Consider the following 13,572-nt stretch of genomic DNA (forward strand, 5'->3'; position numbering starts at 1 on the left):
TTTCCTGAGAAAATACGTGCTATCGGTCCGGTCTGCCCGTCCACGGAGCAATCATGGCTGATGCTCATATAAAGCCTTACCCGCTGTTTCTCAGCCCGGCCGCCACCCCATTAATGGTGAGTTGTATCGCGCGCTTCACCGCGTCAGTGGAATCGCCGGAACGATAGCGGCGCAACAGCTCTACCTGAAGGTGATTGAGTGGGTCGATGTAGGGCGTGCGATTGCGGATGCTGCGGGCGAGCGTAGGATTGTCCTGCAGCAGCTCGGTGCGGCCGGTCACGGCAAATAGCCATTTTACGCTCAAACCCCATTCTCTCTGTATGCGCCCAAAAATTTCTTCTCGCAAGTCAATATCAGTAACAAGCTCAGCGTAGCGTGAGGCAATGCCCATGTCGGTTTTGGCCAACACCATATCCATGTTGGATAGCAGTGTTTGCAGGAACGGCCAGGTACGATGCATTTCCTGCAAAAACCCCAGGCCCTTTGCACCCCGGCCTTCGCGCTGGACAAACATTTCTACAGCCGTGCCGAAGCCGTACCAACCGGTAATCATGGCGCGATTGACGCTCCAGCTGAATGTCCAGGGGATCGCGCGCAGATCTTCTATCAAGTCGGATTTCTTCCGGGACGGCGGGCGGCTGCCAATATTCAGACCAGCAATTTCCCTTATCGGAGTCGATTCCTGAAAATAGCGTGTAAACCCCGGCGTCTCATATACCAGATTGCGATAAGCTGCGAGCGCGTCGCCTGCCAGCACTTCCATGATGTGATAATAATCAGCGGCGCGTTGACCAAGAGGATCGTGGCTCAGCAGCGTAGCCTCGACTGTGGCCGCTACCAAAGTTTCAAGATTACGCCGGCCAATTTCCGGGTCGGCATATTTGCTGCCGATGACTTCGCCCTGCTCCGTGATTCGTATCTGTCCATTGACGCTGGCCGGAGGCTGAGCCAGTATTGCCTGATAGCTGGGGCCGCCGCCACGCCCGACTGTGCCGCCGCGTCCATGAAACAAACGCAATTCAACCTTGTGCTTGGCGAAAACCTTGGTTAACTCTGTTTCGGCTTTGTAAAGCTCCCAGTTGGCGGCCAGGAACCCACCGTCCTTGTTGCTATCGGAATAACCCAGCATCACTTCCTGAACATCACCGCGTGATGCGAGGAGTTTGCGGTAATACGGTAGTGAGAACAGCTCGTCCATTACGACGCCGCAGCCGCGCAAATCCGCGATAGTCTCGAATAATGGAACGATATTGAGATGCAGATGCGGTTTTTCTCCGGCTAGCAAGAGGCCCACTTCCTTCAGCAACAGCGCAACCTCCAGTATGTCGGAAATGCCGTCGGCTTTGGAAATAACATAATTTGGCAATGCCGCGCGGCCGAAGCGCCGTTGAATTTCCGCCGCTGTTTGCAAAATGCACAGTTCGCTCTGAGCGAGTTCGGAATAGTCCAGATAAGGTGAACGCAGGGGACGGGGGCAGCTGATCTCTGTCAGCAGCCACTGGACACGTTCCGTCTCGGTCAATTCGGAATAACCTGTGCGATTGGCGCCGTACTCGAACAATTCCGCCACTACCTGCTCATGTACATTGCTGTGCTGGCGCATATCCAGCGGCGCGAGATGAAACCCGAAAACCTCGGCTGCGCGTCTCAGGTGACGCAGTTCACCGCGCGCCAATAATTCCGACTTGTGCTGCTTGAGGGAATGGATGACGATATCGAGCTCCCGCACGAATTCCATGCTTTCCCTGTAGGGCGCGGCGGGTCCTACCGGACGCCGCTGCCGGATTACGTGACCAAGGCCCTGGCTGGTAGCAGCGAGACGTGCATAAATGCCAATCAGCGCGCGCCGGTAAGGCTCATCGGCACGGCTGGTCGCCCGGTCGGGCGACGCCTCTGCCAGTTTGGCCAATGCCTCATCCACATTCACCAGGCGCTCCGTCAGACTTAGCTTGCGGCCGATCTGATGTACTTCACCCATATAGAAATCGAGCGCCAGCGCCGATTGACGCTCGGCTGCATGCAGCATTACCTCATGGGTGACAAATGGATTGCCATCCCGATCGCAGCCTATCCAGCTGCCTATGCGCAGGAACGGTGGAATATGCGGCGCGTGGGCTCCCATGCGGCGTTCGAGCAGATCCTCGATTTCCGCATACAGACGGGGTACTTCGGTAAGAAAAGTGTAATGATAATAGGCCAGACCGTTTTTGATTTCGTCATACACCGAGAGGCGCTGCGAACGCAGCATGCGAGTCTGCCACAATATCTGAATGGCGGAGCGCAACCCGTCCTCGTTGCTGCGCAACTCGTCCGGCGTAAGCTGGACGCGGTCGCGCTCATTCAGCAGGTGCGCAATGGTCAATTGGCAATCGAGTATGCTTCTGCGCTGCACCTCGGTCGGGTGCGCCGTCAGCACCGGTGAGACGACCGCCTTGGCGAAGAATCTGCTTAATGCGGCGCCGTCCTTCCCGCTGTTGAAGACCCGATCCAGCGCCAATGCCACGCTCCCTGCCTGCGGTGGCGATCCGGCCCGAAGATGGCTGCGCCGACGGCGGTTGTGATGCATGTCCTCGGCGATGTTGGAAAGTTGCGAGAATTGGCTGAATGCGCGCACGACCGCTTCCGTCGCCTTGTTGCTCAACTGATTGAGCATCATATCCATTTCCTGCCGTGCCGTCGGATCCTGCTCGCGGCGAAATCGAATCGCGGTCTGGCGGATGTTTTCGACCAGATCAAAAGTAGGGTCTCCCTCCTGCTCACGCAAGGTATCGCCCAGCATGCGCCCCAGCAGGCGGATATCCTCACGAAGGGGATCGTCCTTCACGGGCGGATCTTTATCATTGCTGTGATTTTTATCGAAATTTCCGCTTCGGGAAGCAAGGGAACTCATAAACGTAACCTCTTTCTTAACGGCAGATACGAGCGGATGCCTCGCGCGCTTCAATCCAGCTTTGGCGCGCGGCATGCTAAAATGGATGCCAGCAGCAATTCCGTAATTTTCTCATTGTAATAATAATGCCTAATTCATCCATACCACCAAAAATCGTTATTGCGACGCGGGAAAGCGTCCTTGCCCTGTGGCAGGCAAATTTCATTCGGGATCGACTTACGAAATTATACCCGCAAACGGAATTCAGCATATCCGCTATGACTACCCGCGGCGATCAGATTCTGGATGTATCCCTCTCCAAAATTGGTGGCAAGGGATTATTCATCAAGGAATTGGAACAGGCGTTGGAAGATGGCCGCGCCGATATCGCCGTGCATTCCATGAAGGATGTGCCGATGGATATGCCGTTTGGATTTGCGCTGGCCGCCATCGCCGAACGCGAAGATCCGCGCGATGCTTTTATTTCCAATCGATATACCACGCTCGATTCGCTCCCGACCGGCAGTGTGGTGGGAACCTCCAGTCTACGCCGCGAAAGCCAGCTGCGCGCGCGTTTCCCGCATTTGCAGGTGCAGCCCTTGCGCGGCAACGTGCAGACGCGACTGCGCAAGCTGGATGAGGGACAGTTTGCGGCTATTATTTTAGCGGCCGCAGGTTTGAAACGACTGGGACTGGGCAATCGCATTACCGCACTGTTAAGTCCCGAACTGAGTTTGCCGGCAGTGGGCCAAGGCGCCTTGGGCATCGAGTGCCGGACCGATCGAACCGATTTGATCGAGTTGATGAAGCCGCTGCATCATCTGCCTACTGCTCAGTGCGTTGAGGCCGAGCGCGCCATGAGCCGCGCGTTGGGTGGAAGCTGCGAAGTGCCCCTGGGAGGCTTTGCTGAAATTGCCGGAGGTATACTGCGATTACGCGGATTCGTCGCCAGCCAGGATGGAATGCGCATGATAAGTGATGAATTGAGTGGCGATCCGGAAGCTGGGACGGTAATGGGCGCGCAGTTGGCGCAGAATTTGAAGGTACAGGGCGCGGAAGAAATTCTGACGGCGCTGGGATCGAGAGCGACCGAGCCCGTGAGCCATCCGTGACCAAACCGCTGGCCGGGACCAATATCCTGGTCACGCGTCCGGCCCATCAGGCCGGCGAGCTTGCTGACCGCATACGCGCAGCAGGTGGTAATCCCGTTTTATTTCCGGTGCTGGAGATTCTGGATACGACGAATCAGCATCCACTGCTGGATTTGATCGAACGTCTCGACGAATTCGACCTTGCAATTTTTATCAGTCCCAACGCGGTCAATAAGGCAATGCGTCTGATACTGAAAAAGCGGACATTGCCCACCGGGCTTAAAATTGCGGCGGTTGGCCAGGGGACCGTGCGGGAACTGGGAAATTTTGGCGTTAATGCCGTAATCGCCCCGACTACACGTTTCGATAGCGAGGCGTTGCTTGACATGGCTGAATTAAGGCAAATGGAAGGCAAACGCGTCGTAATTTTTCGCGGCGACAGGGGACGGGAAGTGCTGGGGGAAAATTTGCTGAAAAGGGGCGCCACCCTTGAATATGCAGAATGTTACCGCCGGGTCAAGCCGCATTCGGATACCGCTCTGTTAGCGAGAGCCCGGGCGAGTGGAAAAATGACCGTGATTACGATAACCAGCAGTGAAGGGTTGCGCAATTTATGCGACATGGTTGGTGAATCCGGTCAGGCGTGGCTCCGAAAAACGCCATTGTTTGTATCTCACGAGCGCATAGCTCAAACCGCGAGGAAACTGGGATTTACCCACGTGATCCTTACCTCTGCCGGCGATGATGGGCTGATGGAAGGCTTGTTGGATTACTTTCAGCCAGAAGCCAGCGGCGAAAATCGTATTTCAACGAAACCATGAGTGCAGAAACTCAATCTGTCGAGGCCGGGAAGCCACATGAAGCGCGTAAGAGGCCGCCTCAGGGATTGATCGGGCGCATCAGCCCTGTTTTGCTTCTTGCTCTGATCTTTATCCCGGTAATGGCATGGCAGTGGTACGACACCCGTCATGAAATCGCTGGATTGCAGCATGAGCTGGCAAAACGGCTGGCCGAGTCGGACGCTTCGGATAAAGAGTCGCATAACCTGGCGGCGGAGGCAACCGAGGCAGGGCGTCGGGTAGAAACAAAGGTTAACTTGCTGGAAGCCAAGCTGGCTGAATCGCAGAGCCAGCAATTGGCGCTGGAGGCGCTGTACCAGGAGCTTACGCGTAATCGCGATGAGGCAACACTGGAGGAAGTGGAACAACTGCTTCTTATTGCCAATCAACAGTTGCAGCTGGCAAGCAATGTCAAGGCTGCTCTGATCGCCATGCAAGAGGCCGATGCCCGCCTGCAGCGCATTGACCGCCCCCAGTTATCCCCATTGCGCAAGATCCTCGCGCAGGACATGGATCTTCTGAAATCGGCACCCTATGTGGACACGGTGGGGATCAGCCTGCGTCTGGACAATCTGGCGGCCTCGGTCGATGCATTGCCGTTGAAGATGGAACTTCGTCCACCGGAAACCGCCTCCTCCCCGCATCAAATTCCGGCAACGGAAAATATATGGCTCAGGTTCGCGCGTGAGGCATGGGAAGACGTAAAGCGATTGGTGCGGGTCCAGTATATGAATCAACCGGATCTCGCCCTGCTATCGCCATCACAGGCATATTTCCTGCGAGAGAATTTAAAGTTGCGCCTGCTGTCGGCTCGGCACGCACTATTTGCCCGCGATGTAGCGAGCTTCAAGGCTGATCTCGATGCATCTGTAGAATGGATCAGCCGCTATTTCGACAATGAATCGAAATCCGTCATCGATATGCTTGAAGCACTGCGTCAGTTGCAAGACAGCGAAGTGGGTATTGAATTGCCTCGTATTTCTGCCAGTCTCGATGCGGTTCGCAACTATCGGATTGCACGCGACCGAGGAATTAGATGAAGTGGGCGCTATGGCTTCTGGCGTTGTTTTCCGTTGCCGTGGCGGTGACACTCGCCGCCAGATACAACAATGGTTATGTGCTGGTCGTGGCTCAACCTTATCGCGTCGAGCTATCGCTCAATTTGTTGGCCGTGTTACTGCTGGCGGTAATTTTTATCGCTTATTTCGCCGTGCGGCTGGCTGTCATTACCCTGCGATTGCCAACAGAGGTGGGCGAATTCCGTTCTCGCAGGCGCCACGAGAAAGCACGTACGAGAATGCTTGACGGGCTCAAGGCGTTCTTTGAAGGGCGCTACGCCCAGGCCGAGAAAGCTTCCTCTGCCGCACTGGAACTGAAAGAGTCTCCCGCCGTTAACGCGATTAATGCCATGGTCGCTGCCCGTTCCGCACATGAACTGAGAAAATATTCCCGACGTGATGAGTTTATTGCCTTAGCGGAAAGAAATGCACCGAAAGAGATAACGCTGCGGCTAATGACACAAGCCGAATTGTTGCTGGATGAGCACCGACCCGATGAGGCACTGAAAATATTGCAGTCCCTGACCACAACGGGGACGCGCCAGCCTACCGCCGCACTGCGGCTGGAACTTAAAGCGCAGCAGCGATCAAAAAACTGGGATGCCGTTCTGGATCTGCTGCGGGAGTTGGAGCAGCGTGATGCCGTTGACATGGAGCTGGTGAGGCAGCTGAGACGCCGCGCCCATGTGGAAAGTCTCAAAAGCAGAAGGCTGAATCCCCAGGCACTGAAGGAGTATTGGCAAAATACCTCTTCAACCGATAAGAAAGACGGCAAGCTCGCCGCCGCTGCTGCGCGTGCGTATATCTCAATGGGCGACTCTGCAACCGCTCGTCAGATTATTGAGGAGAGTCTGGATAACCAATGGGATTCCGAATTAGCTGAGCTGTATGCACAATGTACGGGTAACGATGCCATCAGGCAAATTGAACGCGCCGAAGCGTGGCTTAAGTCTCATCCCAACGACGCATCTCTGCTGCTTGCTTTGGGCAAGCTTTGCGTCCACTGCGAACTATGGGGCAAAGCACAAAATTATCTGGAGGCGAGTCTGTCGGTGGAACCGGATTACCCGGCGCATCTCGCGTTAGCACAACTGAACGAGAAACTTGGCCGGCCTGAATTGGCTGGCGATCATTATAGTAAGGGTCTGGAACTCGCATTGAAGCGACTCGACGCGCTGGCGCAGGAGTAAACCGGCAACGACTCGCGCCGCCCCGACGCTTTATGCCAAATAACAGCGCGCCGGGACAACTCTTGGGGATTGCAGCAGAGCACCGATGACGCGGAAAAATCAGGGTTTTGGTTCGCTTGCCGAAGTCGTGAATGCGTCGGAAAAAAACTCATCTTCCGGGAGGCCGCGCAGGCGGGTGAAATCCCGGTGCGCGGCTTCGACCATCGCCGGCGTGCCGCAAGCATATACCTGATATCCGGCGAGATCATCGAAATCCTGCAGCACGGCTTCATGTACCAGACCCGTCCTTCCATTCCAGTTATCCGTTGGCAGGGGCTCGGATAGTACAGGGATAAAAGTAAAATTGTCGTGTTCCCGCTGCCAGCTTCCCGCCAGATCCGTCATATAGAGATCGGCCCTGGTGCGGTTGCCCCAGTAGAGGACCATCTGCCGCTCATGTGCGCGGAAGTCTTGTACGTGAAAGATATGTTCGAGTATGCTTTTAACCGGCGCGAATCCTGTGCCGCTGGCTACGAAGATAATCGGCTTATCCGAATCTTCCCGCAGGAAAAAGGTGCCGAGCGGCCCTTCAAAACGCAGAATGTCCTTCTCCTTCATCTGCGTGAATACATGCTCGGCAAATGCGCCGCCGCGGTAATTCCGTACATGTAACTGGAGCAGTTCGTCGTCATGAGGCGCATTTGCCAGCGAGAAACTCCGGCGCTTGCCATTTTTCATGAGAATATCGATATATTGACCCGCGAGAAACTGCAAGCGTTCGTTGGCTGGAAGCTTCAGGGAAATAATCATTACGTCAGGCGCGACCCGTTCCAGTTTGTGGACGCGGCACGGCAGCATCTTGATTTTAATGTCTTTTATTGCCCCGATTTCCCGGCATTCGATGACAAGCTCCGATAATGGGATTGCGCAGCAAAACAGTGCCATCCCCGCCTGCTTCTCCACTTCCGTTAGCGCACTTTCATTATGGCTGCCGAAATCGACCTTTCCCTGTATGATTTTGCCCTTGCAAGTACCACAGGCGCCGTTTCGGCAGCCATAGGGAAGCGGATAACCTTCGCGAAGCGCGGCTTGTAACACGGTTTCCCCGGGTTGGGCGAAAAAAACATGCCCGCTAGGCTCGATAGTAATTTGATGCGGCATCTGATTACGAATGGTTCAGTAAAGACAAGGATAACCGGCGCAAACAAAATGAATACCATGAAACGGACGCTTTTAATTGTCGGCAGCGGCGACGTCGCCTTGCGCGCCGCGCCCCTGCTTCAGCCGCATTATCGGTTGCTGGGCCTGTACCGGACGCCGGACAAAAGAGCTTCGTTGCGTTTGCACGGAATTACGCCAGTGTTTGGAGATCTCGACGCGCCCCGCACTCTTGACAAACTGGGTGGGAGAGCTCATGCAGTTCTGCATCTTGCTCCACCACCTGCTCGCGGTCAGCGAGATACCCGTACTGCGAATCTCCTGGCAGCACTGACAAAACGGCCAAAGATGAAGGGGGCAATATTACCACAACGGCTTATTTACATCAGCACCAGTGGCGTATACGGTGACTGCAAAGGTGCGCTGATAGATGAAACCCGTTCGATCAATCCCCAAACAGGACGCGCATGGCGCCGTGCCGATGCAGAGAGACAGGTCCGCAACTGGGGACTGCGCAATGGCGTGAATGTGTCAATCCTTCGTGTGCCAGGAATTTACGCGGACGATCGCCTACCGCTCGCCCGTTTGCGCGAGGGCGTTCCCGCGCTATTGCCGGAAGAAGACAGCTACACAAACCACATACACGCTGAGGATCTCGCGCATATCCTCTTTGCCGCGCTGCGCCATGCAAAGCCGGGGAGGATCTATCATGCCAGTGACGATTCAGACTTGAAAATGGGCGAGTACTTCGATCTGGTGGCAGACAGGATGGCTCTGCCACGACCGCCACGCATCGCCCGAGCCCAGGCGGAGGGGCGCATATCTTCAGGCATGTTATCGTTCATGCGGGAATCGCGGCGGTTGATCAACACACGCATCAAGCATGAGTTGCACGTGAATCTTCGCTATCCCACTGTGGCCGAGTGTTTTGCAAGGTGCGCCGTAGTGAATGCCTGGGAAAATAGTAAAATTCGATCTGCTTCAAGGAATGCCGATAGCAATTGCGATGGAACCGATACTCATCTTTACCAATCTGCCCGATAGAGCAGCGGCTATATTGCTTGCTGAAAAACTGGTCGACGAGCGATTGGCCGCCTGCGTCAATGTACTGGCCGAATGCACTTCTGTTTATCATTGGCAGGGGAAAACCGAGAGTACCAGAGAGGTTCCGGTACTGATCAAAACGCTTGCGCGGCATTACGTCCGGCTGGAGCAATTGATAACGTCCCTGCACCCATACGAACTACCCGAAATCATTGCTGTCCCAATAAGCAGCGGATTGCCCGCCTATTTGAAGTGGATTGCGGACGAAACGTTAACTCCAGCCAACAATTGAAAAAAACCGGTTTTCCATGCATTTGAGTCGATATTTCCTGCTATTGATCTGCTTTTGCAGCGTAAATCTCTTCGCCCAGGAGAGGCAGGCTTCCGGCTTTCTTTCCGGGTTAAAACAGCTTGGCGCAAGCCTGGAGCAAAACGAACAGGAATTGCTTCCCCCGGATCAGGCTTTCAAATTGACTGTCAAGGTCCGGGACGAGAATACGCTGGTAGCGCAGTTCGAACCAGCAAAAAACTATTATCTTTATAAAGACAAGGTTGCGTTCAAGCCGCAAAACACCCAGACCTCGATCGAGAGAATCTCTCTACCTCAGGGGAAAGTCAAGAGCGATCTTACTTTTGGGGAAGTGGAGGTTTTTTATCAGCCGTTCGAAGCGCTGATCTCCTTGAAGCGCGATCCCTCTTCAACAGAAAAGTTGACGCTTGTTGCGACTTATCAGGGATGCAACGAGCCAATAGGCGTTTGTTATGCGCCTATCAACAAAGTCGTTGAACTGACCCTTCCCGTGGCGAAAGCCGCGGCCGGCGCGGTCGCCAATGCCGTAAGTGGGGATGCAGCCGCGGCGTCGACTTCGTCAGCAGCGAAGCCGGATCCAGCCGCAGAACTGTTCCAGTCCCCGTCGCCGGGTGGGTCGCCTGCCATCGAGACGGAATCCAGCAAAATAGAGCAAATGTTCGAGACCGGCAATTTCTGGCTGATTCTGACCGGTTTCTTCGGGATCGGCCTGCTTCTCGCATTTACTCCTTGTGTATTTCCGATGTTTCCCATTTTATCGGGCATCATTGCCAGACGGGGAGAGCACATTACAAAGACACACGGTTTTATCCTGTCGTTAGCCTATGTTATGGGAATGGCGCTTACTTACGCCGCCGCTGGCGTAGCAGCGGGGCTTTCCGGCGCGATGCTGTCCGCAACTTTGCAAAACGCCTGGGTTCTCGGGGCGTTTGCGCTGGTCTTTATAACGCTGGCATTTTCCATGTTTGGCTTCTACGAATTGCAATTGCCCACCTTTCTTCAGAGCAAACTCTCCGAGGAGGCAGGTCATTTGAAAGGAGGGCATCTGACGGGTGTATTTGGCATGGGAGCATTGTCCGCACTGATTGTCGGACCTTGCGTGGCTGCCCCGCTGGCCGGCGCATTGCTTTACATCAGTCAGACGCGAGACGTGGTTCTGGGCGGCTCGGCGCTGTTTGCCATGGCCTTGGGCATGGGCGTGCCACTCCTGTTATTGGGCGCATCCGCAGGGGCGCTGTTGCCAAAAGCGGGTCCATGGATGGAGGCGGTCAAACAGTCTTTTGGTGTTTTGTTGCTGGCAGTCGCAATATGGCTGATATCCCCGGTGATTCCGGCGGTGGTGCACATGCTGCTCTGGGCTGCGCTATTGATCGTCTCAGCCATTTATTTACATGCCGTCGACCCGTTGCGTCCGGGTGCTTCAGGCTTTCAGAAATTCCTGAAGGGTCTGGGCATGATCGCGCTGCTGACGGGGATTGCCCTGCTGATCGGCGTTTTTTCCGGCAGCCGCGATATCCTGCAGCCACTTTCGAAGATAAACGTCGCCGCAGTTGATGCGGCTGCAATGGAAAAAAATGGGACCGAGCAAGCGGGGCATTTACCATTTCAGAGAGTGAAGTCGGTAGCGGAACTTGAACAGCATATTCTCAAGTCGAGAAATAAATACGTGATGGTGGACTTCTACGCCGACTGGTGCATTTCCTGCAAGGAAATGGAGCGCTTCACGTTTACCGATCCGAAAGTGCAGTCGCGGCTGAAAGACGTGGTACTGTTGCAGGTAGATGTTACCGCCGGAACCCCTGATGATGCCGCATTGCTCAAGCGTTTCAAGCTTTTCGGCCCCCCCGGCATACTGTTCCTGGATCGCGAGGGGCGTGAGATCAAGGGAGTCAGGCTCATTGGGTACCAGGACACGGATAGCTTTCTGAAAATACTCAATGCCGTGTTGATCTAAGCGCCCCGTTCAATCCACTGTATACATTGATACGCCTTTTGCGCGAGTGAGTGTATTCGCCTGGTGTGGATCCGGCCACGGGATTTATGAAGTTATCTTCCTCGGGGTTAATGACTAAATGACGAAATTGCAACAGACGTTGTTGTATGCAGGCATCGCAGTGCTTGCAGTGACTGCCGGTTTTTTGTTGCGCGGCCACCTGATGAACGGTAATGCCGAGCCTGGTGCTGACGCAGCGGTGCCAACCAAAGGGGCCGAGGCGATATTTGCCGCGAGCTTGCCCGATCTTCAGGGCACGAATCAGGCCATCTCGCAATGGCGCGGCAAAGTCATGGTCATTAATTTCTGGGCGACCTGGTGCGAACCCTGCCGCAAGGAAATTCCGGAGTTCATCGAACTGCAGGAGAAATTCAGGGATAGTGGACTGATTTTTATCGGTATTGCAGTGGATCAGAAAGAAAAAGCCATCGCTTTCAGCAAGGAGATAGGGATCAATTATCCGGTGCTGGTAGGCGATATGAAAGCCATGGAATTGGCCGACGCAGCGGGAAATCGCCAGGGGGCGCTCCCTTTCACGGTTGTTATTGACCGGAGCGGGAAAATCATTGGAACCAAATTGGGCCGCCTCAGCCAGGATAAACTTGAATCCATGGTCAAGCCCTTACTGTAGACGCGGCCTTGTTTTCAAGCGTTAAAATATCCCAGCCGGATTGGTTTGTAGGTGGGGCTTCATTACTTCGATGTTTCTGGATACTCAGGAGAGAAATTGGTTTGGAAGCGCATCTTTGACAAACGGTAGCACGTTCAAACCGATGTCATATTCTGCCATTGATCGCCACGAAGAAAGGAAGAACAAGCTCCCTGATCTCCGTGGCAGCATGTCATTTAAAAGTTCAAGAAAAGATTAGCGGATAATATATGATCCATCAGGTTAGCTCCCCGCCTGATAACATAATGGTTCATATAGCCGACTTCGGTTGTGATATTTTTATTGATGGCATAGCCGATTCCGGTAAAGAACCGATTGTTATCCATACCTCTTCTAGAAACCCAATCGTTAGTGTTGAGGGCGACGAAAACCTCATCTTGAATTATGTAGCTGAAGCCTGGCGCAAAAGTCAGCGGTACCGCGAGTTTAAGCAGCTGCCGGTAACGCACGCCGACATCATCCCCGAGACGGGGAGCCATGCGTTGTTCCAGACGGCTGCGAGCGGTGACTTTCCCGAACGAAAATTTATCGCTCCATAATAATTGCTGCCACACTCGCTGCTCGTCAAACGGAACGCTGACAAATGGTGTCGAGGTTGGGGCCCAGGCGTATCCCGCCCAGATACTGGTAGTGTCGTTAATCTTGTAACCCAGGCCGGGTCGTATCAGGGCTTGAGAAAACTTGCTTGAATTGTCGCCAAAACGCCCTTGTCCTTCCGCCCACCACAGTACTTTCTTCAAGGTTGGGTTATCTGGATTGACGAATCCGAAATTACCGGTAGCCGTGATGTTACCCCAGGTTTGGAAATCCGATAAATCGTCCGCAAACTCTTGAGCAGCTACTGGACTGGAAAGAAGTATCAGACCCGATAGCGCTAACGCCGTAAAAATGTTTTGTCGCACGTGCTCTCCTTCATTTGATATGGAAAATAATTTCAAAGAACGGGAAACGAGTCGCTGAAAACTGCGCCCTCGCAGAATGATGACGATGCGTTGCACGGCCGTAAAGCAGGCTGACGCGTTAGGATTGATGCAGATGCGCTCGATATCTCGCGCCCTTAAACCATCTGTCCGAAATAGCAATCTGTTACTTAAAAGTGAATTTTGCGTGAAATTATCACAACACACGTCAAGAAAGCATCATGTAGATGTGAGAAAATTGTGAAGCACGTATTTTAAGTGGGGACATGAGTGTAAATTTGCGCATAATTCATAAAAAACCATACCTGACATGATCAAAATCATGGATTCAGAGCAGAAGTTTTGCTATCTGAACAACAGGGGGACGGTTCTATAACAGTGGCCGCGTTCGCGAAATTTTTTCATTCCGCCCCAACGGGCTCGGGGAACGCCGGAGATTGAATCGTTTTTT

The 13,572-nt window shown here is 54.0% G+C and carries 11 protein-coding genes; 8 read left to right on the forward strand and 3 right to left on the reverse strand.

The window, feature by feature from the left end:
* Window positions 1–76: 76 nt before the first annotated feature.
* The gene (gene ppc / locus CRO05_RS02955) at window positions 77–2,890 is read right to left on the reverse strand and encodes a phosphoenolpyruvate carboxylase (protein WP_097066631.1); all 2,814 of its coding nucleotides are present in this window, start codon (window positions 2,888–2,890) and stop codon (window positions 77–79) included.
* Between the two features lie 125 nt (window positions 2,891–3,015).
* Here ppc and hemC point away from each other — a divergent pair, with 125 nt between their 5' ends.
* The 4 genes from hemC to CRO05_RS02975 are packed head-to-tail and all read left to right on the forward strand — an operon-like array spanning window position 3,016 to window position 7,047.
* Complete coding sequence (gene hemC, locus CRO05_RS02960) at window positions 3,016–3,981, forward strand: hydroxymethylbilane synthase (RefSeq protein WP_097065742.1); 966 nt, start codon at window positions 3,016–3,018, stop codon at window positions 3,979–3,981.
* Window positions 3,978–4,781 (forward strand): uroporphyrinogen-III synthase, encoded by an 804-nt coding sequence (locus CRO05_RS02965; protein WP_097065743.1) that lies wholly within the window; start codon window positions 3,978–3,980, stop codon window positions 4,779–4,781. Before hemC ends, CRO05_RS02965 begins: the two co-directional genes overlap by 4 nt.
* Window positions 4,778–5,839 carry a uroporphyrinogen-III C-methyltransferase gene (locus CRO05_RS02970; protein ID WP_097065744.1) on the forward strand — a complete coding sequence of 354 codons (1,062 nt, stop codon included), beginning with the start codon at window positions 4,778–4,780 and terminating at the stop codon, window positions 5,837–5,839. Before CRO05_RS02965 ends, CRO05_RS02970 begins: the two co-directional genes overlap by 4 nt.
* The gene (locus CRO05_RS02975; RefSeq protein WP_097065745.1) at window positions 5,836–7,047 is read left to right on the forward strand and encodes a heme biosynthesis protein HemY; all 1,212 of its coding nucleotides are present in this window, start codon (window positions 5,836–5,838) and stop codon (window positions 7,045–7,047) included. The genes CRO05_RS02970 and CRO05_RS02975 overlap by 4 nt, the downstream gene beginning before the upstream one ends.
* 99 nt (window positions 7,048–7,146) lie before the next feature.
* Here CRO05_RS02975 and CRO05_RS02980 read toward each other — a convergent pair whose 3' ends face one another.
* Window positions 7,147–8,187, reverse strand: a complete 1,041-nt coding sequence (locus CRO05_RS02980) for a CDP-6-deoxy-delta-3,4-glucoseen reductase (RefSeq protein WP_097065746.1) — start codon at window positions 8,185–8,187, stop codon at window positions 7,147–7,149.
* Between the two features lie 57 nt (window positions 8,188–8,244).
* On the opposite strand from CRO05_RS02980, the gene CRO05_RS02985 reads away from it, so the two are divergent.
* The 4 genes from CRO05_RS02985 (at window position 8,245) to CRO05_RS03000 (ending at window position 12,162) form a co-directional block, all read left to right on the forward strand.
* Window positions 8,245–9,228 carry an SDR family oxidoreductase gene (locus CRO05_RS02985; RefSeq protein ID WP_097066632.1) on the forward strand — a complete coding sequence of 328 codons (984 nt, stop codon included), beginning with the start codon at window positions 8,245–8,247 and terminating at the stop codon, window positions 9,226–9,228.
* Window positions 9,191–9,520, forward strand: a complete 330-nt coding sequence (gene cutA / locus CRO05_RS02990) for a divalent-cation tolerance protein CutA (protein ID WP_200814296.1) — start codon at window positions 9,191–9,193, stop codon at window positions 9,518–9,520. Before CRO05_RS02985 ends, cutA begins: the two co-directional genes overlap by 38 nt.
* Window positions 9,521–9,536: 16 nt before the next feature.
* Window positions 9,537–11,492 (forward strand): protein-disulfide reductase DsbD, encoded by a 1,956-nt coding sequence (dsbD, locus tag CRO05_RS02995; RefSeq protein ID WP_097065748.1) that lies wholly within the window; start codon window positions 9,537–9,539, stop codon window positions 11,490–11,492.
* A 118-nt stretch (window positions 11,493–11,610) separates the two neighbouring features.
* Window positions 11,611–12,162: a TlpA disulfide reductase family protein gene (locus CRO05_RS03000; protein ID WP_097065749.1), complete on the forward strand. Its 552-nt coding sequence runs from the start codon at window positions 11,611–11,613 to the stop codon at window positions 12,160–12,162.
* 215 nt (window positions 12,163–12,377) lie between these two features.
* On the opposite strand, the gene CRO05_RS03005 is transcribed toward CRO05_RS03000, so the two are convergent.
* Window positions 12,378–13,103: a DUF2490 domain-containing protein gene (locus CRO05_RS03005; protein ID WP_097066633.1), complete on the reverse strand. Its 726-nt coding sequence runs from the start codon at window positions 13,101–13,103 to the stop codon at window positions 12,378–12,380.
* Between the last annotated feature and the right edge of the window lie 469 nt (window positions 13,104–13,572).

Source organism: Nitrosovibrio sp. Nv4 (assembly GCF_900215485.1).
Classification (GTDB): domain Bacteria; phylum Pseudomonadota; class Gammaproteobacteria; order Burkholderiales; family Nitrosomonadaceae; genus Nitrosospira.

What these genes read in the sequence shown, in the direction of transcription:
- hemC (WP_097065742.1), top strand. Translation starts at nt 3,016, where the DNA reads ATGCCTAATTCATCCATACCACCAAAAATCGTTATTGCGACGCGGGAA.
- dsbD (WP_097065748.1), top strand. Translation starts at nt 9,537, where the DNA reads ATGCATTTGAGTCGATATTTCCTGCTATTGATCTGCTTTTGCAGCGTA.
- CRO05_RS02975 (WP_097065745.1), top strand. Translation starts at nt 5,836, where the DNA reads ATGAAGTGGGCGCTATGGCTTCTGGCGTTGTTTTCCGTTGCCGTGGCG.
- CRO05_RS02980 (WP_097065746.1), bottom strand. Translation starts at nt 8,187, where the DNA reads ATGCCGCATCAAATTACTATCGAGCCTAGCGGGCATGTTTTTTTCGCC.
- CRO05_RS02970 (WP_097065744.1), top strand. Translation starts at nt 4,778, where the DNA reads ATGAGTGCAGAAACTCAATCTGTCGAGGCCGGGAAGCCACATGAAGCG.
- CRO05_RS03000 (WP_097065749.1), top strand. Translation starts at nt 11,611, where the DNA reads ATGACGAAATTGCAACAGACGTTGTTGTATGCAGGCATCGCAGTGCTT.
- cutA (WP_200814296.1), top strand. Translation starts at nt 9,191, where the DNA reads ATGGAACCGATACTCATCTTTACCAATCTGCCCGATAGAGCAGCGGCT.
- CRO05_RS02985 (WP_097066632.1), top strand. Translation starts at nt 8,245, where the DNA reads ATGAAACGGACGCTTTTAATTGTCGGCAGCGGCGACGTCGCCTTGCGC.
- ppc (WP_097066631.1), bottom strand. Translation starts at nt 2,890, where the DNA reads ATGAGTTCCCTTGCTTCCCGAAGCGGAAATTTCGATAAAAATCACAGC.